This window comes from Lactobacillus sp. ESL0703 (genome assembly GCF_029433435.1).
GTDB lineage: Bacteria > Bacillota > Bacilli > Lactobacillales > Lactobacillaceae > Lactobacillus.
In genome coordinates this window covers 1-19,423 of the sequence record NZ_JAQTIB010000001.1, presented here as the reverse complement: position 1 = coordinate 19,423, position 19,423 = coordinate 1, and the positions used below count along the sequence as shown (strand labels likewise).

General features: G+C 40.1%; 17 protein-coding genes. 3 read left to right on the top strand and 14 right to left on the bottom strand.

Features of this window, described 5'->3' with window-relative positions:
- Window positions 1-93: 93 nt before the first annotated feature.
- From PT278_RS00085 to PT278_RS00050, 8 genes are all read right to left on the bottom strand, one after another.
- A complete protein-coding gene (locus PT278_RS00085; RefSeq protein ID WP_277129411.1) occupies window positions 94-1,347 on the bottom strand; it encodes a methionine gamma-lyase family protein in 1,254 nt (417 codons plus the stop codon).
- The gene (gene miaA / locus PT278_RS00080; protein ID WP_277129410.1) at window positions 1,340-2,260 is read right to left on the bottom strand and encodes a tRNA (adenosine(37)-N6)-dimethylallyltransferase MiaA; all 921 of its coding nucleotides are present in this window, start codon (window positions 2,258-2,260) and stop codon (window positions 1,340-1,342) included. The genes PT278_RS00085 and miaA overlap by 8 nt, the downstream gene beginning before the upstream one ends.
- A gap of 70 nt (window positions 2,261-2,330) precedes the next feature.
- Window positions 2,331-2,735 carry a rhodanese-like domain-containing protein gene (locus PT278_RS00075; protein WP_277129409.1) on the bottom strand — a complete coding sequence of 135 codons (405 nt, stop codon included), beginning with the start codon at window positions 2,733-2,735 and terminating at the stop codon, window positions 2,331-2,333.
- Between the two features lie 55 nt (window positions 2,736-2,790).
- On the bottom strand, window positions 2,791-3,009 hold the full coding sequence (locus PT278_RS00070) for a YqgQ family protein (RefSeq protein ID WP_277129408.1): 219 nt from the start codon (window positions 3,007-3,009) through the stop codon (window positions 2,791-2,793).
- Window positions 3,009-3,725, bottom strand: coding sequence for a rhomboid family intramembrane serine protease (locus tag PT278_RS00065; protein ID WP_277129407.1), 717 nt, complete (start codon window positions 3,723-3,725; stop codon window positions 3,009-3,011). The genes PT278_RS00070 and PT278_RS00065 overlap by 1 nt, the downstream gene beginning before the upstream one ends.
- Before the next feature lie 15 nt (window positions 3,726-3,740).
- Window positions 3,741-4,307 carry a 5-formyltetrahydrofolate cyclo-ligase gene (locus tag PT278_RS00060; RefSeq protein WP_277129406.1) on the bottom strand — a complete coding sequence of 189 codons (567 nt, stop codon included), beginning with the start codon at window positions 4,305-4,307 and terminating at the stop codon, window positions 3,741-3,743.
- A 57-nt stretch (window positions 4,308-4,364) separates the two neighbouring features.
- Window positions 4,365-4,514, bottom strand: a complete 150-nt coding sequence (gene rpmG, locus PT278_RS00055; RefSeq protein ID WP_172999151.1) for a 50S ribosomal protein L33 — start codon at window positions 4,512-4,514, stop codon at window positions 4,365-4,367.
- 84 nt (window positions 4,515-4,598) lie between these two features.
- Window positions 4,599-6,692: a penicillin-binding protein 2 gene (locus PT278_RS00050; RefSeq protein ID WP_277129405.1), complete on the bottom strand. Its 2,094-nt coding sequence runs from the start codon at window positions 6,690-6,692 to the stop codon at window positions 4,599-4,601.
- 204 nt (window positions 6,693-6,896) lie between these two features.
- Between PT278_RS00050 and PT278_RS00045 the strand changes: the two genes are divergently transcribed.
- Window positions 6,897-7,808: a BadF/BadG/BcrA/BcrD ATPase family protein gene (locus PT278_RS00045; protein WP_277129404.1), complete on the top strand. Its 912-nt coding sequence runs from the start codon at window positions 6,897-6,899 to the stop codon at window positions 7,806-7,808.
- 50 nt (window positions 7,809-7,858) lie between these two features.
- Here PT278_RS00045 and greA read toward each other — a convergent pair whose 3' ends face one another.
- From greA to PT278_RS00020, 5 genes are all read right to left on the bottom strand, one after another.
- Window positions 7,859-8,335, bottom strand: a complete 477-nt coding sequence (gene greA / locus PT278_RS00040) for a transcription elongation factor GreA (RefSeq protein WP_277129403.1) — start codon at window positions 8,333-8,335, stop codon at window positions 7,859-7,861.
- A gap of 73 nt (window positions 8,336-8,408) precedes the next feature.
- Window positions 8,409-10,826 carry a phenylalanine--tRNA ligase subunit beta gene (pheT, locus tag PT278_RS00035; protein WP_277129402.1) on the bottom strand — a complete coding sequence of 806 codons (2,418 nt, stop codon included), beginning with the start codon at window positions 10,824-10,826 and terminating at the stop codon, window positions 8,409-8,411.
- Window positions 10,826-11,875: a phenylalanine--tRNA ligase subunit alpha gene (gene pheS / locus PT278_RS00030; protein ID WP_277129401.1), complete on the bottom strand. Its 1,050-nt coding sequence runs from the start codon at window positions 11,873-11,875 to the stop codon at window positions 10,826-10,828. Before pheS ends, pheT begins: the two co-directional genes overlap by 1 nt.
- Window positions 11,876-12,164: 289 nt before the next feature.
- Window positions 12,165-12,515, bottom strand: coding sequence for a helix-turn-helix domain-containing protein (locus tag PT278_RS00025; RefSeq protein ID WP_277129400.1), 351 nt, complete (start codon window positions 12,513-12,515; stop codon window positions 12,165-12,167).
- Window positions 12,516-12,600: 85 nt separating this feature from the next.
- Window positions 12,601-13,368, bottom strand: coding sequence for an RNA methyltransferase (locus tag PT278_RS00020; protein WP_277129399.1), 768 nt, complete (start codon window positions 13,366-13,368; stop codon window positions 12,601-12,603).
- 94 nt (window positions 13,369-13,462) lie between these two features.
- Here PT278_RS00020 and PT278_RS00015 point away from each other — a divergent pair, with 94 nt between their 5' ends.
- Window positions 13,463-13,795 (top strand): acylphosphatase, encoded by a 333-nt coding sequence (locus tag PT278_RS00015; RefSeq protein ID WP_277129398.1) that lies wholly within the window; start codon window positions 13,463-13,465, stop codon window positions 13,793-13,795.
- Between the two features lie 32 nt (window positions 13,796-13,827).
- Window positions 13,828-14,793, top strand: a complete 966-nt coding sequence (gene yidC / locus PT278_RS00010) for a membrane protein insertase YidC (RefSeq protein ID WP_277129397.1) — start codon at window positions 13,828-13,830, stop codon at window positions 14,791-14,793.
- 295 nt (window positions 14,794-15,088) lie between these two features.
- Here yidC and PT278_RS00005 read toward each other — a convergent pair.
- On the bottom strand, window positions 15,089-19,423 hold a 4,335-nt coding region (locus tag PT278_RS00005; RefSeq protein WP_277129396.1), incomplete at its 5' end, for an SLAP domain-containing protein.

The window sequence follows — 19,423 nt, the reverse complement described above, 5'->3', positions numbered from 1 at the left end:
TGCATAAAACCTGTTTTATACAATACCAAACCCTAGTCCAAAAGTCAAAGTGGTCTAGTATGTTTTTTCAACCTTTACCGTTTTTTAATTAATTCAGGAATTACTTGCAAAAAATAATTCATTTACTGCATTCGTGATGGCAATCTTCACATGGGCGTAAGTCAGTCCACCTTGCATGTAAATTGCGTAAGGTGGACGAATTGGACCATCACCAGAAAATTCAATACTTGCTCCTTCGACAAAGGAACCGTCAGCCATAATGACCTTGTCTTCATAACCCGTATCATTGCTTGGGATTGGATCAACGAAGGAATTAACCGGTGAGTTCTCCTGCAAGACTTTGGCGAAGCGAATCATCTTATCCTGATCGTTAAAAATCACGGTTTGAATCAAGTCAGTCCGGTCTTCATTCCACTTAGGCGTCACTTCTTCACCCATGCGCTCCAAAAGCGCTGCCGAATAAATGGCGCCTTTAATTGCATTACCCGTTGTATTCGGGGCAATAAACAAGCCTTGGAAGTAATCAAGGTTGTTATTCAAGCTGGCCCCTTCTTCACGGCCAATGCCCCCAGCAGTCAAACGTGCAGCCGTATTTTCAATCAGTTCGTGCTTGCCGACAACATAACCACCAATTTTGGCTAAACCGCCGCCCGCATTTTTAATTAATGAGCCAGCCATTAAGTCAGCACCATATTCAGTTGGCTCATGCTTTTCGGAAAATTCACCATAGCAATTGTCAATCATAATGATACTCTTAGGGCTAACTTTACGAATCATTGCAATCATCGGCTTGATCTTGGCAACGGTGAAACTCTGGCGGGTATTATAGCCGCGTGAACGTTGAATAACGACCATCTTAGGTTGATGCTCACTTAGCAATTTACGCGCTGCATCATAATCAACTTCACCGTCTTTTAGGTCAACATGCGAGAATTTGACCCCGTATGATTGCAAACTGCCGCGACCATCACCAGCAACGCCGATTACCTGCTGCAGAGTGTCATACGGCATTCCTGTTAAGTAAGTTAATTCATCTCCTGGCAGCAAGTTCCCAGCCATTGCCGTGGCAATCGTATGCGTACCGGACACAAATTGTGAGCGGACAAGAGCATCTTCGGTATGAAAAATCTGCGCATAAATCCGATCTAACTTATCACGTCCAGTATCGTCTGAACCATAACCAGTGCTTCCTTGTAAGTCAGCTTCTGCAACTGCCTTATCCTTAAATGCCTGCAAAACCTTGTTCTGATTATATAAAATATTGTCATCAATCTTAGCAAGCTGTGGTGCGATTTGCGCATCAATTTCTTTAACGATTTGTTGTAATTCTTCTGGCCAATTATTCATGGAGCCATTCCTCAACTTTCTCTTCTATTTCTGTAATACAATTTTGATCTTTTAACGGGTCAAACCAGTGACAAGGTAATTGGTGCCTAAAATATGTCAATTGCCGTTTGGCGTACCGCCTTGAACTGGTCTTTAGCTGGTCCACACAATCTGCCAGGCTTTTTTCACCCTTTAAATACGGGAAAAATTCTTTATAACCAATTGCCTGCAGGATTTGGTATTCCCGGTCACGATTTTGGTAAACAAATTCGGCTTCCTGCAGCATCCCCTGAGCCATCATTTGGTCAACCCGCAAGTTAATTCGCCGGTAAATTTCTTGCCGTTCAGAATTTAAGCCAATAATTAAATAATCATAGCGCGGCTTAATTTCTGTTTGCTGCTGGGAAAATTTCTGCCCTGTTCGCTCAATTACGGTCAATGCCCGCAAACTGCGCCGAGAATTGGCCACGGGGATTTTACTGGCGGCAGCAGGATCACGCTTATTTAATTCCTGCCACAAGGCTTCTGGCCCCTGCTCGTCCAAAAATTCTTGCCACTTGGCAGCAATTGCCGTTTCGTGTTCATCCTTTTCACCTAGCTGCATCTGATTAAGCAGCGCATTAACATAAAAGCCCGTCCCACCAACTAGTATTGGCAGTTTACCAGCAGCCGCAATTGTCTTAATTGCTGATTGAGCCTCTTCAGTAAAATCCTTAACCGAATATGGCTCAAATACCGATTGGGTATCAACCAAATAATGCTTAACCTGAGCTTGTTCCTCTGGTGTTGCTTTTGCCGTGCCGATTGCTACTTCTTGGTACACCTGCATTGAATCACCAGAAACAATTTCACCATTTAACTTTTGTGCTAATTTGATAGCCAAACTGGTCTTGCCAATCGCTGTCGGCCCTACAATTGCTAGTACTTTTTGCATCTCGAATATCCTTTTTCCTAATAAAAGCAAAGAACATGTTTGCGCGAGTGCCCGAAACATGTTCTTCTAATTAATATTTAGATGTTTTTGTGCGACCATTCCACTCATCAAAACCATTTTTCAACCATTTAATTGAAGAAAACTTCTTCTTTTGCAAAAATCTGGCAGCTCGCAAAGTTACGGTTAATGAGTCAGAGTATAAATAAACCGGCAAATCGGCTCTAAGTTCGCTATATTGGTATTTAAGGGTTGTATAAGGCAAGTTACGTGCGCCATCAATATGCTTTCTCTTAAATGGGGCTTTTTCACGTAAATCAACGATTTGGGCCTTTCTCATTCCCTTATTAAATTCCTCATTGGTTAAGTCGCCGCTGCCGAGACGCTTAGTCTGGAACTTATTCCATAGCCAAACTGCAACAAAAGCCAGAATGACAACTACTAAGACAACATCCAAAATAATTAAAAAAGTTGACATTGATTTAACTCTTTTCTAAATAAACTTATAAGAATAATTTTACTACTAAATTATCCTAGCTTCTATGCTTTTCTTTCTCTTTGCGTTCTTCATGCTCATGTTCACGCCGCAAAATCATCTTCGCAATTAGGTAATCATGCTTGTCGATTAAGCGTGAACGATTAATATTGTCAAGTTCAAGCGCCATCAGCTCAATGTCCCAAATGCGTTTGCCAACATGCACAAGGACACCATATTTTTCAAGGAGCTGCTGAACATCATATAAGTTCTTCATTAGAAACCTACACTAAGTAATCCTATGCTGGTATGAACCGCATAAACGCAATAAATCACCAAACAACAGACTGCAATAACACGGATTTTATTTGAATATTCACGAAATTGCTTATTACCTAAAATAATAGCTAACAATAAACCTGTAATTAAGCCGCCCAGATGTCCAGCAATATCAATTTTTGAACCATTGCCAATACCAAACAGTACATTAGAATTTGAAAACATATCAAATATAATATTAATTACTGCTAACCAAAATGCCTGCTTGCCTAAGTAAACAATTGCGGAATTATCACGATTTCGGACACCAATTGCTGCCATTGCTCCCATTAAACCAAATAAGGCTGTTGAGGCTCCAGCACTAATTGAATAGTTGCTCCAAGCCAAACTAAGCAAACTGCCACCAACTCCTGATGCCAAATATATTGCTAAGAAACGCCAATGTCCTAGAATTTGTTCTAAATAAATTCCCAAATAATAAACCATTACTACATTAGTAATTAAATGCATAATGCCAATATGTAAAAATTGTGCTGTAAATAACCGCCACCATTGTCCGTAAACAAGAACTAGGCTCTTTACCATACCGCCCATCATAACAAGAGTTGCGGAATTTTGTGAACCACCTAGGGCAGTTTCCATTAAAAAGACCACAAACAAAACAATTAAAATGGTCCATGTCATGTAACTATCTTTAAAACTTTGTTTTTGCATTATAGCCTCGCTAACTTACAAAACTGCATTGGGAGTAATAATCGTTTGCATTGGTACATCCGTTTGTTCAACGTCCCATGTAGTCTTATTAAAAATCATCTGTGAATTTACTAGAGCAACCGTCTTAGTTTGCTGATGTTTAGCTAAAAAGCGATCATAATATCCGCCGCCAAAGCCAAGCCGCTGGTGTGTATCTTTTGCAAAAGCAAGTCCTGGCACAATAATTAAGTCCAAGTCATTATTAACTTTCGCATTCGGATCATCAACTTCCACAACACCAAACTTAGAAGTCGTCAACTTAGTCATATAACTATAATATAGAAAATCTTGTGAACGTTCTGGATTGTTATAGGCCTTAGCTAAATAAACATCCTTGCCTTGATCCCATAATAAAGCAATTAACCGTGAAGTATCAACCTCATAAGCAAGCGAAGAAGTTACGCCAACTGTTTGACTATTTTGGAGTTCATCCCAAGCCATTATTTTGTCTAACAGCTGCTGGTCCTCCAGTTCTTTTTGTTCAGTTTTTGCAAAATCTTGTAATCGACTGATTTGTTTTTGCCGTAAATCTTTTTTATTCATCGATTTCTTTCACTACAAAAAATAGCAGGAACAAAATGCCCCTGCCATATTGGTTTATTACTTAGTTTCACGATGAAGAGTTGCGTGTCTTTCAACAGGGCAATACTTCTTCAAACTTAAACGTTCCGGATGCTTACGCTTGTTTTTCTTAGATAAGTAACTTCTGTCGCCACATTCGGTGCATTCCAAAATGATGTTATCTGCCATTTCTTTCACCACCTACAATTTATTATTCTGACTGATTTATGATAGCATTTTTTAGAAAGTTTTACCAGAGTTATCCTCAAATTTCTAATTTTTATGCAACTTAAAGTAATCTTGGACCATTGCCTTAGCCATTTGCAGGGTGTAAGAACCTTCCAAATCAGGATCTAAGCCTGGGAAAACAACCGCCACTGCTAGTTTAGGATTATTCGATGGTGCATAGCCGACAAAGGTCGCATTAATCAACTCTGGCGGATTCTTCTGGTTCGGATGATTAGGATCATAGTAGAATGTTTGAGCCGTACCGGATTTACCCGAAATCGACGGTTTAACATCCTTTAACTTATGAGCCGTCCCCCACGAATTAGTTCCGTGAACAACGCGCCAGAACCCCTGATGGATAACATCTAACTCGTCACTAGTCCAAGGAATTCGCAATTGCACATTAGGTTTCTTGTTATAGTCAATGTAGACTTTCTTACCATTAGTAGCTGTATGCCCTACTGACTGCACAACATATGGCTGCAAACGATAACCACCATTAGCAATCGTGGACACATATTGCGCTAATTGAATTGGCGTATAGGCATCATAGTTACCATAGGCCAAGTCAAGGACCGATCCAGACAGAATTTGTCCTTGGGCATTAAACGATTTACCCTGAATCCCAGCAGATTCACCAGGCAAGTCAACACCTGTTTTTTGTCCTAAGCCAAACATATTAAAGTTACGACGTAGCGTGTCAAAAGCTGTATCAGGCATACTGATAAATTGCTTAGGCACGTATTTAGCATGAACCCAATTCATTGCTAGGTGCATCATATAAATGTTACTTGATACTTCAAGCGCTGTTGGTGCATCCAAAGCGCCAAATGTCCCAACCGGATAGACAGACTTCTTAATTGGCGAACCTGGCAAATAAATCGGCGTATCAGGCAAAGTATTGTTAGTTGGGGTAATTACCTTATTAATCAGACCGCCGCCGACCATTGCCCCCTTAACAACTGAACCCATAACATAAGTTTGGTTAATGACACCTAAGGCGTTGTCAACAGTCTTATTCTTGTTCGGGTCGCGGTTAATCCCAGCAACGGCCAATAGAGCCCCAGTCTGCGGGTTCATTGCCACGGCATAAGCCCCATTGGAATAATGCGCTGCTCCTGAAGCAATAGCTGAAGCATAGGTCTGCTTGAGTGCGTTTTGAACTTCCTTTTGATACTTCGCATCAAGCGTTAGAACCAAACTGGCCCCTGCCTGACCAGAATAAACCGACTTAGTCTGTTCAATATTACCATCAGACTTGGTCCAGACCTTGCTGGTGGACTTCGTTCCCTTTAAAAGCGGTTCATATTCTTCTTCTAAGTACGATGTCCCCACACGGTCATTACGCGAATAACCATTAGTCAAGTAATATTGCAAATTATCACTTGGCAAGCCGGCTTTTTCAGTTGAAACTGAACCAATGATACTTTGAATAGACGAGCCATTAGGATAGGACCGCTGCCAATCAGTCCCAATACCAACTCCAGGCAAGCTAGATAGATGTTCCCCCACCTCAGCAATTTCCTTATCAGTTAGGCCCTGATTTTTAATATAAATTGTTGATAGGGTATATGCACCCGATATTTTGTTATAAATTAAAGCTGCTGTCTTCTCACGGGTTGTCAGCTTGATGTGCTCCTTGCGCACTTGATCGTTGATCGCATTATTAATGAGTTCTTCGTCCTCGGTATTGCGCACCGACTTAGGCACTTTAGCTGTTTCCTTAGTACTATTAGCCTTATTGCCAAGATAATAATCAATTACCTGCTGCTCAGTTGGCTTTTCATCATTAAGTCTAATGTAATAACTTAAAGCATTAGCAATTGAATATACTTGGTCGGACGTGGTTGAAGCACTTTTGGTATAAGTAATGGCATTCTGCGCCTTATTACCAACCAAAACGCGGCCTTTACTATCGTACATAACGCCGCGCGGCACCTGACTTGATACCACAGCAGAATTAGACTTCTGCACTTCGGCCTTAAAGCGTGAGCCATAACCTAGCTGCAAATATGCTAGCTGACCAATCAGCGTCGCAAACAGAACAAAAATAATCCCTAAAATAATTTTCATTCTGAGCGGTGTCGATGATTGACTTTTTGCATTAGCAGCTCCGCGATGTTTTTTAGAATATTTCACTTAATTCAAACCTCTCTAAACTAGAGTTATTTTAACAAAAAGCAGACGCCAATTCTATCACTTGACCATAGCTTTGGCAAAATTTTAAAAGATTACGTCAGGAATTTTTACTTAGCCATTTAGTTACCGCTAACATAATTTCATAATTCGCTTCTGTCTTGTTAGCGTTTGTAATAAAATTAGAATTAAAAAAGGAGAGATTTTATGACACTTATATACCAAATTGGCGTTGATGCTGGTGGAACACATACAACAGCAATTGCTTACGACATGCAGGGGCAAGAGCTTGAACGAGCTGAAGCTGGCGCTGGACAAGTTAATACTGACTATGACAACGCAATTATTAATATCAGTGATGCAATTAACCAGCTACTTAATCAAATTGATGGCGACTGCCAGCGAATTTTGTGTGGCATCGCGGGTTTATCCGTTATCGGTAATGCACCCCAAGTTGCTGCCGCAATCTCTAGTAAAGTTGGCAACTTGCCAACGCGGGCAATTACCGACTCACTCCTTGCGCTATATAATGGTCTTGAAGGTGCTGACGGCGGTTTAGTAATTGCAGGAACCGGTTCTGTTTTTAATGGCCTCCAAAATGGTCACATCATTACTACTGGCGGTTACGGCTCATTATTAGGTGATGAAGGGTCTGGTTATGCAATTGCCCTCTCTGCCTTAAAAGCAGCCTTACTCAGTTGGGATAAGCGCGAAGATAATGCCTTAATCGCGATGTTTAACCGGATATTTGCAGTTGATAATATCGTTGATGGTACCGCCAAGTTTTACCAGATGACTAATCCCGAAGTTGCTTCAATGGCGGTCGAAGTTGCTAAGCTTGCCGACCAAGGTGACGTGAACGCGACAGCGATTATTAAGGAGCAGGCCGAATTACTTGCCCGCGATATTATTATCGGCATGGATCGTTATGACAACCCTAAGCCAATGAAGGTGGCATTGACCGGTTCAGTTCTTGCCAATAACTCAATGCTGCGGGGCTTTTTAGAAGCTAAAGTTCATGCTAAATATCCGCAAGCAGAATTTTCAATTTCTAATGGTGAAAATGCCCGCGGAGTTGTCTTTGACAAGAGCAAAGATTACCGCCACTTTACAAGCTAACTAAGCGATAACAAAAAAGCAGTTCTAATGAACTGCTTTTTTAATTTTAACTATTCTTCTACCTTGTTGATGACAACTTCAAACTTGCCGCCTGGAGTTGAAATAGTTACGGTTTCGCCCTTCTTCTTACCTAAGATAGCTTGGGCAATTGGTGAATCGTTAGAAATTTTACCGCTTAGTGGGTCAGATTCGTCACTACCAACAATTGTGTAGGTTTCTGGATCATCTTCACCGACTTCAGTATAAGTAACCGTCTTACCAACAGCCACTTCGTCAGGATTGCTGGCATCGGCGTCAACAACATGCGCATACTTCAGCATTTCTTCAACGACGCTAATCCGATCTTCAAGGTGACTCTGCTCATCCTTAGCAGCATCATACTCGGAGTTCTCGGACAAGTCACCGTATGAGCGGGCAACCTTAATTCGTTCGATTACTTCTGGACGTTTAACAACTTTTAAATTTTTAAGTTCTGCTTCAAGTTTTTCTTTTCCTTCAGCAGTCATTGGATATGATTTTTCAGGCATAAAATATACTCCTTAAAGTTAAATTTTCTTTGCAATGGTCTATGATATTAATTTCCCAGCACAAAGTCAACCTCTAACGAATTTTAGCGCTAAGTTTATCTTCCAAATCTGCCATAATCGCATTCATTGCCTTAGTGACAACTTCATCAGTCAAAGTATCTTTTTCATTCAAGAAGGTCAGGTTGTAAGCTAAACTCTTCTTGTCATCGTCAATATGTGTCCCTTGGTAAACATCAATTACGCGTAGATTGCGCAGGTACTTACCGCCATTTGCTTTAATGACATCTTCAATTTCTTGGTTAGTAACGTCTTCTTTAACCAAGATTGACAAGTCACGTTCAATTGCAGGGAATTTCGGTGCTGGCGTTGAAACAGTCTTCGGTGCAATAATCATTGGAATAATTTCATCGAGATTTAATTCATAACCGTAAATTTCTGCACCGTTGAGAGCCTTATCAGCCATCGTAACAGTGTGGGCAATCATGCCAATTAAACCAACATACTTGCCCTTGATGTAAATTCCAGCGGTTCTGGTTGGGTGCAAGCCAGCAACAATTTCTGCCTTATATTCAACTTCGTTTAAGTCGATTCCAATTGCTAATAGCAAGTTAGTTAATTGACCCTTAACATAGTAGAAATCAATCTTTTCGTCTTCATGTTGCCAGTTGGCAAAGTAAGTATTACCAGAGTAAAGTGCAGCTAAATGTTCGTGCTCATTGTAAGTACCACCTTCGTGGTCATAAACACGGCCTTGCTCATAAAGAGCTAATTGGTCTTGCTTACGTGCCATATTGTAGCTGGCAGCATCAACCAATCCCGTTAACAAGTTTTGTCTTAAAGTTGAACGACTTGAGTTAAGCGGCATTTGAACTGCAACAACTTCTTTAGGATCTTTAGTAAAAGCCAATGCCTTATCTGGTGAAGTCAATGAGTAAGAGATTGCTTCAAGCAAGCCTTGACCTTGAGCAACCTTTTTAATTCTTCTTAGGACTGTTTCTTCCTTAGAATAGCCACCGTGAGTTTCTGCTAGAACAGGTTGCGTTGATTCAATATTGTCATAACCATATAGCCGGCCGACTTCTTCAACTAAGTCTGCAGGAATGGCAATATCCCAACGTCTTGCAGGGACATTAACAGTTAAGTCATCACCGTCAAGTTCAGCCTTAAAGTTTAACTGGTCAAAAATGTGCAGCATTTCATCGCCAGAAATGGTCGTACCTAAGGCTTTATTAATGTATGAAGCAGTAGTTTTAATTACAACTGGCTCACGCGACTCATCAGCAGCCTTAATTACACCCTCGGCAACTGTCCCTTGCGCATTATTTCTGAGAAGTAATGCTGCCATGTCAAGTGCACGCATCGTAGCATCCCAGTTAACGCCCTTTTCGTAGCGACTTGAAGCTTCAGTTCTGTTCGCATGACGCAAGGCAGCTTTTCTAATTAAAGTCGGGTCAAAGATAGCAGATTCCAAGATAACATCGGTGGTATCATCTTCAATTTCAGAATTAAGACCACCCATTACTCCAGCCATCATAACAACACGGTCACCGTCGGTAATGACAATGTCATTAGGATCAAGATCAACGTCTTTGTTGTTCAATAAAACTAATTTTTCACCCTTATTGGCTTGGCGTACAACCAACTTGCCACTCTCAAAGGCGCGAGCATCATAAGTGTGCATTGGTTGGCCTGTCAGCAGCATAATATAGTTAGTTACATCAACTACATTGTTAATTGGACGAATTCCGGCATTCCATAACCGTTTTTGCATCCACAAAGGACTGTCAGCAATTTTAACGCCAGTTACTTTACGCAAGTAGAACTTAGGGGCTAACTTGGGATCAACTTGGGCAACAAAATCATTTGTCCAATCGGGACCATCAGCCTTCAAAGTTACATCTTCAACCTTAACGGGCTCGTCGACAATAGCACCAACTTCGTATGCGGAGCCTTCCATTGACAAGGTATCAGCACGGTTAGGGGTAATGTCAAAGTCAAAAATATAATCGTCCATTCCTAATGGTTCATAAGCATCTTGACCCGGTTTAATATCTGCATCTTCAGGGAAGACATAAATCCCATCAGTGTATTTTTCAGGAACTAAATTGTCGGCAAAGCCAATTTCTTGTAAACCACAAATCATGCCGTTAGATTCATAACCGCGCATCTTGCCCTTTTTGATCTTAACGTTGTCGGCAATTCTTGCGCCTGGTAATGCAACAACAACATTCTCACCAGCAGCAACATTTGGCGCACCACAGACGATTTGGTGAGGCTCATCTTCGCCAACATCAACGTGAGTAATGTTAAGGTGAGTACCCTCAATTGGCGTGCAGTCGATAATATGACCGATTACTAATTTTTTCAAACCTTCTTGTGGGTGTTTAACTTCAGCGACTTCAACACCTGTCCGGGTGATTTTTTCGCCTAATTGTTTGGGATCTTGATCTAATTTTAGAAAATCTTGTAGCCAATTGTATGAAACTAGCATTATCTTTCCTCCTTACGGAATTGCTCTAAGAAACGGACATCATTTGTATAAAAATCGCGAATATCATCAATACCATATTTTAAAATCGCGAACCGATCTAGGCCGACACCAAAGGCAAAACCACCATAGACATTTGAGTCAACGCCGGCATTTTCCAAAACATTAGGGTGAACCATTCCGGCACCTAAGACTTCAATCCAGCCAGTGTACTTACAAATTGCACAACCCTTACCATTACAATTGAAGCAGGAAACATCCATTTCAACTGATGGCTCCGTAAATGGGAAGTAACTTGGACGCAGACGAGTTTCGCGGTCTTCACCGAAGATGTGCTTAGTGAGCAATTCCAGAGTACCCTTTAAGTCACCCATTGTGACATTCTTATCGATAACTAACCCTTCCATCTGCATGAATTGGTGAGAGTGCGTCGCGTCATCATCATCACGACGGTAAACCTTACCAGGTCCAACCATCTTCAATGGTCCTTGAGAAAAGTCATGCTTTTCCAAAACCCGAGCTTGGTCACCAGAAGTCTGTGAACGCAGTAAGTCTTCAGGATCAACATAGAAGGTAGCCTGCATATCACGAGCTGGGTGGTCCTTAGGTAAGTTCATCATTTCAAAACAATAGTGGTCAGTTTCAATTTCTGGTCCCTGAACCACTTGGTAACCCATTCCAATAAAGTATTTTTCAAGATCATCCAAGATAATGTTAATTGGGTGCTCCGAACCAATATGATTTTCCCGACCTGGCAAAGTCACATCAATCTTTTCTTTTTCAAGACGTTCCTCAACAAGTGCTTCAACAATCTCGGTCTTAGCATCATCCAATTTATCATTAAACAAATCACGAAGCTTGTTCACACGTTGACCAATTTCTCGTCTATGTTCAGGAGCAACATCCTTCATTGAGTGCAAAATTTCAGTTAATTCACCTTTACGGCCAACTAATTTTACCCGAACATCATTTAACTTTTCTTCACTTTCTGCCTTGTCGATTTCAGCGAGGCCTTTATCACGAAGTTCTTTCAGTCGATCAAATAAGTCCATAATTTTTCCTTTCAAATAAAAAAAGCCCCGTCCCGAAAAGGGACGAAGCTACGCGGTACCACCCTAGTTTGGACTCCATAAAGTCCACACTCAAGTCTTCGATAACGGTGAATACCGGAATTGATTAGATCCTACTGGCAAGATGAAATTCGCAGTTCCATTTAGACCCTTCTTTCAGCTCAATAAAAAAGTCTCTCTGATTAAACAATTGCTGTTACTAGTCTTGCTCATTAGTAATTAATTACTAGGATAATTCTTTTGCCCACAAGTTGCAAGTGAAAATTTGCTTTTAAACCCAGTTATCGGCCCATTCATGAATTTGGTCAAAAACCGGCTGTAATTCAGCACCTTTTTTAGTTAAGCCATAAGAAATAATTTTGGTTTTAGCATCAACTGAACGTTTAACAATTTTTTCTTTTTCTAATTCTTTTAATCGTTCAACTAAAACTCGGTCAGAACAAGCAGAAACGCAATTAGCTAAGTCTTTGAAACGCATGAAATTGGTCTCACACAAGGAACTAATAATCAAGCCATTCCACTTCTTGCCGATGATCTGGAATGCATTAACAAAGTGAGGGCAAGTTTCATAAGTTAATGCCCGACACCCGTTAGTTTGTTGATAGTTTCCTTTTTGACTCATGGCAGTTCCTCCGTTATTGATATCTGTTTCTGACAACTATTATAATTAATTTACTTACTAAAAACAAGTATTCAATCCTTCAGTACTAGGCAAAATGATAGATCATAATTCCTGCTGCCACTGCCGCGTTTAGTGATTCAGCCTGACCCTTAATTGGAATGTACAGCTTTTCATCGCTGGCTTGTGCTACTGGTAAACTAACTCCATGCGCCTCGTTACCAATAACTAGCCCTAATTGCGCTACTGGGGCAAAGTCAGGCAATTGTTTGGCTGCTCGATCGAGCATACTGGCATAAACGGGAATATCACTATTTTTTAGAGAAGCAATTGTCGTAGGTAAGTCTGCCACAATTAAATTAATGTGGAATTGACTTCCCTGCATTGCCCGTTGCGTTTTAGGATTGTACAAGTCAACACTGTTTGGCGACAAAACTACCCCATCAAACCCCGCAGCATCAGCTGTTCTAATAATTGTTCCGACATTACCCGGGTCAGCTAATTGGTCGAGCAAAACCCACTTACCATAATTAAAGGGATAATCCTTAGGCTGGGCAATCTTCAAAACCATAAAAATATCTTGGGAATTTTTGGTACTTGATAAATGACGGACAATTGCGGAATTAATCAAGATAACATTTCGACCAGAAATATCGACTTCATTTTCAGAAGCAGCAGTATCCAGTGCTTCTTGCGTTCCTAATAAATAAACGAACTTGCGGTTGGCTTTAATTGCTTCTTCAACTAGATGAAAACCTTCAATTAAATATAAGCCCGTTTCCTCACGGTATTTTTTCTGCTTTAATTTGGCTAAATCCTTAATTAACTTATTGTTTACCGAACTAATCTGTTCCATTGTTAAAACCTCTTCCTCTTACTTCTATTCTAATGTAAACTATTAAATTTAAAAATGGTAAAATCAAGTATGTAACTTATAGAAAGGATTAATTATGGGCTTTTTTAATCGAAATAACCACTCTCATCGACAAACTTCCGCTAATTCAAATACGGAAACCTGGGAAATTACTGTTTCTGGTATCGTCCAAGGTGTCGGCTTCCGCTGGAGCGTTCAAGTTTTGGCCGACAAAATGCAGCTTACGGGTTCTGTTCACAATAATTCAGACCAAACTGTAACCATTATGTTACAAGCTGACCTTAATCAAGTTAACCAATTTTGCCAAGAATTGCCTCACAATATTTCGCAATTCGCCAAAATAACCAATCTGAGAAAAGAAAAACGGGTAAATGTGGGCAAAATGCATGGTTTTCATGTATTATATTAGATATTGACTAAATTAATAATGTGGTGAATTGAATGAAAAAATATCGTAAATATCTTGGTTTAGCTGCCTTAACTTTGGCAGTCATGTTAATTGTGACGGGGTGTGCCCAGCGCGGCACCGCGCTCAATACGCCGCCGTCAAGCGGCATTTACGGCTGGATTTACAGCTTTATCGGAAGGCCTTTGCAGAATATCATGTTGCGCTGCTACACCCTGATTGGCGGGGCAAATGGTGCTGGTTGGGCCATTATCTTAATGACGTTAGTGGTTCGGATGATTTTATTACCATTAATGTTAAACCAGCAAAAGAAATCGACAACACAACAAGAAAAGATGGCCCGTTTGCAGCCGCAAATGAAGTTAATCCAAGACGCAATGAAAAAGAAGGATTTAACTCAAGACCAGCAGATGACCTTGGCCAACTGGCAGCGGCAATTGTATTCGCAAAATAACCTGTCGCTAACGGGCGGTATGGGTTGTCTGCCATTAATTATCCAGTTCCCAATCATGATTGGGATTTACCAAGCTGTGATGTATTCTAAAACCTTGGCTAATTCAACATTCTTCACGATTTCGCTTAGTGAAAAATCAATGTTGATGGCGATTATTGGTACAGTATTTGCCCTGATCCAAGGTTACATTTCACTGATTGGTATTCCTAAGGAACAGAAAAAGCAAATGCAGTCAATGATGCTGCTGAACCCAATCATGACCCTGTTTATTTCAATGTCTGTTTCTGGTTCAGTCGCATTATATTGGGCTGCAGGTAACTTCTTTACCATTATTCAACAGGTAATCGTGACATTCATCATTATGCCGCGCGTTAAGAAAAATGTTGACGAAGAACTCAAGCGTGAACCGTTCAAAGAAATTGTTACACCAGCTAAAATTGCTGAATTGTTAAGCCAAAATTCTGCTGGACCAGTAGTTAACAAACAGGTCAAAGAAATGCACGAAAATTTGCGCAACCGCAATAAAGGCAAGCAAAATCATAAGTAACAAAATATTGTATATAAAAATGAACGTTAGATTTTATTCTAACGTTCATTTTTTGTTTGAGCTATCCTAGCTTTAATTCTTTATGGCCGTTAAATCACCATTTAAGTCGCTTTAATACTGCTTGAAGTCAATTATTATAGCCTGCCACAATTAAAATTGTCTGTAGCTTAATATAGGCGCATTGTGCCAAGTCACCTAACTTACTAAGATTTTTATACAAAAAAAGACTAATCCAGATTAGACAATCTGCATTAGTCTTTTTAAAATTGAGGCTTTTCAACCTCTATTTAACTTATTACTTTTTGAAATTAGCAACTAAGATGTACTTGCCATAACGACAATGGTAATACTTGCGACCGTTAATCACTTTGGTACCATAGATCTTCATCTTTTGTCCTTTTCTTACTTTTTCATTACCTACACGGTGGCCCTTTTCATTGTAAACATAAGCATTGTGTTTCAAATGCAGTTCTTTACCCTTGAAGTTGCCAGCAGCGATGAACTTACCATGTAAAATATTGTAGAATTTACGGCCTTGGACATAAATTGTATCAAATGCCTTAAGTTCTTTACCCTTCTTTAAGACAGTCTTGCCAACTCGCTTACCCTTTTGGTTATAAATATAAGCATTGTGGCGAAGTTTACTTTCAAAACCAACGAAGTTTTGAGCAGAAACATAATGACCATCACCAATGTAGTAGAAGTACCGACCATTGATAAGTTGTTGCTCGCCATAAGTCTTAACCTGTGACTTTCTAGCCAAAATCAGGTTACCGACACGTTGTCCCGACTTATCATAAATATATGCATTATGATGAAGCTCTTTAATTACAGCGTTATCAGCTGCTGCTGACGTTGAAGTAGATGACGACATTGCTGGAACATAGTTACCACCATTGCCTGCCCACTCACTATTGAGTGAATTACTCTGACTAAGCGAAACACTTAGGCTTTGACTAGCACTGTCTGATACCGACTTACTGCTGCTCTGACTTAGTGAAGCACTGGTACTAATCGATTGACTTGTTACAAGTGAATCACTCTCACTTTGACTAGTTGACATGCTTACACTGGCTGAACTGCTGCTTGCAATCATCGAGTCGCTAGTACTAATTGATGTACTTGCCGCAAGTGAGTCACTCTCACTTTGGCTAGTTGACATGCTTACACTAGCCGAGCTGCTACTTGCACTGATCGAAGCGCTAGTACTAATCGATTGACTTGCTACAAGTGAATCACTTTCACTCCGACTAGTCGATAGACTTTCTTTAGTTAAACTGTCGCTTTGACTAATTGAAATACTAAAGCTTTCACTGGCGCTGCTTACGATTGAGTCACTAGCACTAATTGATCTACTGTAACTTTCGCTAATACTATCTGCTACAGACTTACTGCCACTTTGAGTTACTGAAGTACTCAAACTTGCTTCATAAGAACTATTATTAACAGAATTGCTGTAGCTCTCACTAGCACTATCTGCCTTTGACTTACTCTGGCTCTCACTGGTTGATCTGCTCATGCTTGCAAGATAGTCACTAGTACTAATTGATACACTGAAGCTCTCGCTTGTGCTATCTGCCTTAGATTTACTTTGGCTCTCACTGGTTGAGCGACTCATACTTGCAAGATAATCACTAGTACTAATTGATACACTGAAGCTTTCACTTACACTGTCTGCCTTAGATTTACTTTGACTCTCACTGGTTGATCTACTCATACTTGCAAGATAATCACTGGTGTTAGTAGAACTGCTGAAACTATCACTTTGGCTAGCTACTTGTGAGTTGCTTACACTATTGCTCAAACTTGCTGAAGCATTGCTATTACTTAATGAAATACTAAAGCTTTCGCTCGCACTAACAGCAACTGATTGACTATCTCTTACACTTGCTGAAGCACTCATACTTGCCATATATGAACTATTATTGACAGAGTTACTATAGCTTTCGCTGATACTATCTGCCTTAGATTTACTTTGACTTTCACTAGCCGAGCGACTAGTACTTGCAAGGTAATCACTATTGCTTACTGAGGTACTGAAGCTTTCACTTTGACTAGCTGCCTGTGAGTTACTGATACTATTACTCAAGCTTGCTGAAACATTATTATTACTTAATGAAATACTGTAACTTTCACTGGCACTAATAGCGACTGATTGGCTATCTCTCATACTTGTTGAAGCACTTAAACTTGCCGAGTATGAACTATTATTGACAGAGTTACTATAACTTTCACTCATACTGTCTGCCTTTGACTTACTCTGACTCTCACTTGTTGATTTACTCATACTTGCTTCATAATCACTTTGACTAATTGAAGTACTGAAACTCTCAATCAAGCTAGTTGCTTTTGAATTACTGATACTATTACTCAAACTTGCTGCAGCATCACTATTACTTAATGACATACTATGACTTTCACTAGCACTACTTGCAACTGATTGACTATCTCTTACACTTGCTGAAGCACTTAAGCTTGCCGAGTATGAACTGTTATTCACAGAACCACTATAGCTGTCACTAACGCTATCAGCATTTGACTTACTTTGGCTCTCGCTAGTTGAACGACTGGTACTTGCAACGTAATCACTATTACTAATTGAAGTACTGAAACTCTCACTTTGACTAGCTGCTTGTGAGTTGCTGATGCTGTTACTCAAACTTGTTGACGCAAATGAACTTTGCATACTCTTTGAAGCACTCTCACTTTCACTTGTTGCAGCCGAGTTACTGTTACTCAAGGATGTACTGTAACTTTGACTATCTTTTTGATTATTTGAAGTACTTTGACTGGCAACACTGTTACTGTCGCTAATTGAAGTACTGAAACTTTCGCTGGCGCTGTCGGCTGTTGACTTACTGTCCTTTTGACTCTTTGAAGTACTTTGGCTGGCAACACTATTACTATCGCTGATTGAAGTACTGAAGCTTTCGCTAGCACTATTAATCTTTGAGTTGCTATCACTCAATTTCTTACTTTGACTTTCACTTACACTATCAGCCATTGACTTACTTTGACTCTCACTTGTTGAACGACTAATACTTGCAACGTAATCACTTGTACTAATTGACATACTATAACTATTACTAATACTTTCTGCTTTAGATTTACTTTGACTTTCGCTTGTTGAACGACTGGTACTTGCAACATAGTCACTGGCACTAACTGAAGTACTGTAGCTTGCACTAGCACTTGCTACTGTAGAATCACTATTGCTTACTGAAATGCTGTAACTCTTGCTTGCGCTAGATGCTGCCGAATTGTTATCACTAATTGAAGTGCTATAGCTTTCGCTTTGGCTATCAGCTGTTGACTTGCTGATGCTTTGGCTCTTTGAAGTACTTTGACTAGCAGTGCTGTTACTGTCGCTGATTGAAGTACTAAAGCTTTCGCTTTGACTATCAGCTGTTGACTTACTGTCCTTTTGACTCTTCGAAGTGCTTTGACTAGCAACACTGTTACTGTCGCTGATTGAAGTACTGAAACTTTCGCTTTGACTATCAGCTGTTGACTTACTATCCTTTTGACTCTTTGAAGTACTTTGACTAGCTGAGCTATTACTGTCGCTAATTGAAGTGCTATAGCTTTCGCTGGCACTTGCAACCTTCGAATTACTTTGACTCAGTGAATAACTAGTACTTTGACTTTCTGAAGCATTCGAGTTACCTGAAGCATTAATGGCTGAAGTAAATGAATCCTGCAGACTCTTCGAGATACTATTGCTTTGACTAATTGCCGTTGAATTACTCTGACTCAGTGAAGTGCTGTAGCTTTGACTTTGACTATCAGCTGTTGACTTGCTGATGCTTTGGCTCTTTGAAGTACTTTGACTAGCAGTGCTGTTACTGTCGCTGATTGAAGTACTAAAGCTTTCGCTTTGACTATCAGCTGTTGACTTACTGTCCTTTTGACTCTTCGAAGTGCTTTGACTAGCAACACTGTTACTGTCGCTGATTGAAGTACTGAAACTTTCGCTTTGACTATCAGCTGTTGACTTACTATCCTTTTGACTCTTTGAAGTACTTTGACTAGCTGAGCTATTACTGTCGCTAATTGAAGTGCTATAGCTTTCGCTGGCACTTGCAACCTTCGAATTACTTTGACTCAGTGAATAACTAGTACTTTGACTTTCTGAAGCATTCGAGTTACCTGAAGCATTAATGGCTGAAGTAAATGAATCCTGCAGACTCTTCGAGATACTATTGCTTTGACTAATTGCCGTTGAATTACTCTGACTCAGTGAAGTGCTGTAGCTTTGACTTTGACTATCAGCCAATGACTTGCTGTCTCTTTGACTCTTGGAAGTACTTTGACTAGCTGAATAGTTACTATCACTAATTGAAGTACTGAAACTTTCGCTTTGACTATCAGCTGTTGACTTACTATCCTTTTGGCTCTTGGAAGTGCTTTGACTAGCTAAGCTGTTACTGTCACTGATTGAAGTACTGAAGCTTTCGCTGGCACTGTTAATCTTTGAGTTACTTTGACTTAGTGAATGACTAGCACTTTGGCTTTCTGAAACATTCGAGTTACCTGAAGCGTTAATGGCTGAAGTAAATGAATCCTGCAGACTCTTAGAAATACTATTGCTTTGACTAATTGCTGCAGAGTTACTTTGACTTAATGACGT

Bases quoted from the DNA above. Each gene is read 5' to 3' on its own strand.
- PT278_RS00085 (WP_277129411.1), bottom strand. From the start codon at position 1,347: ATGAATAATTGGCCAGAAGAATTACAACAAATCGTTAAAGAAATTGAT.
- miaA (WP_277129410.1), bottom strand. From the start codon at position 2,260: ATGCAAAAAGTACTAGCAATTGTAGGGCCGACAGCGATTGGCAAGACC.
- PT278_RS00075 (WP_277129409.1), bottom strand. From the start codon at position 2,735: ATGTCAACTTTTTTAATTATTTTGGATGTTGTCTTAGTAGTTGTCATT.
- PT278_RS00070 (WP_277129408.1), bottom strand. From the start codon at position 3,009: ATGAAGAACTTATATGATGTTCAGCAGCTCCTTGAAAAATATGGTGTC.
- PT278_RS00065 (WP_277129407.1), bottom strand. From the start codon at position 3,725: ATGCAAAAACAAAGTTTTAAAGATAGTTACATGACATGGACCATTTTA.
- PT278_RS00060 (WP_277129406.1), bottom strand. From the start codon at position 4,307: ATGAATAAAAAAGATTTACGGCAAAAACAAATCAGTCGATTACAAGAT.
- rpmG (WP_172999151.1), bottom strand. From the start codon at position 4,514: ATGGCAGATAACATCATTTTGGAATGCACCGAATGTGGCGACAGAAGT.
- PT278_RS00045 (WP_277129404.1), top strand. From the start codon at position 6,897: ATGACACTTATATACCAAATTGGCGTTGATGCTGGTGGAACACATACA.
- greA (WP_277129403.1), bottom strand. From the start codon at position 8,335: ATGCCTGAAAAATCATATCCAATGACTGCTGAAGGAAAAGAAAAACTT.
- pheT (WP_277129402.1), bottom strand. From the start codon at position 10,826: ATGCTAGTTTCATACAATTGGCTACAAGATTTTCTAAAATTAGATCAA.
- pheS (WP_277129401.1), bottom strand. From the start codon at position 11,875: ATGGACTTATTTGATCGACTGAAAGAACTTCGTGATAAAGGCCTCGCT.
- PT278_RS00025 (WP_277129400.1), bottom strand. From the start codon at position 12,515: ATGAGTCAAAAAGGAAACTATCAACAAACTAACGGGTGTCGGGCATTA.
- PT278_RS00020 (WP_277129399.1), bottom strand. From the start codon at position 13,368: ATGGAACAGATTAGTTCGGTAAACAATAAGTTAATTAAGGATTTAGCC.
- PT278_RS00015 (WP_277129398.1), top strand. From the start codon at position 13,463: ATGGGCTTTTTTAATCGAAATAACCACTCTCATCGACAAACTTCCGCT.
- yidC (WP_277129397.1), top strand. From the start codon at position 13,828: ATGAAAAAATATCGTAAATATCTTGGTTTAGCTGCCTTAACTTTGGCA.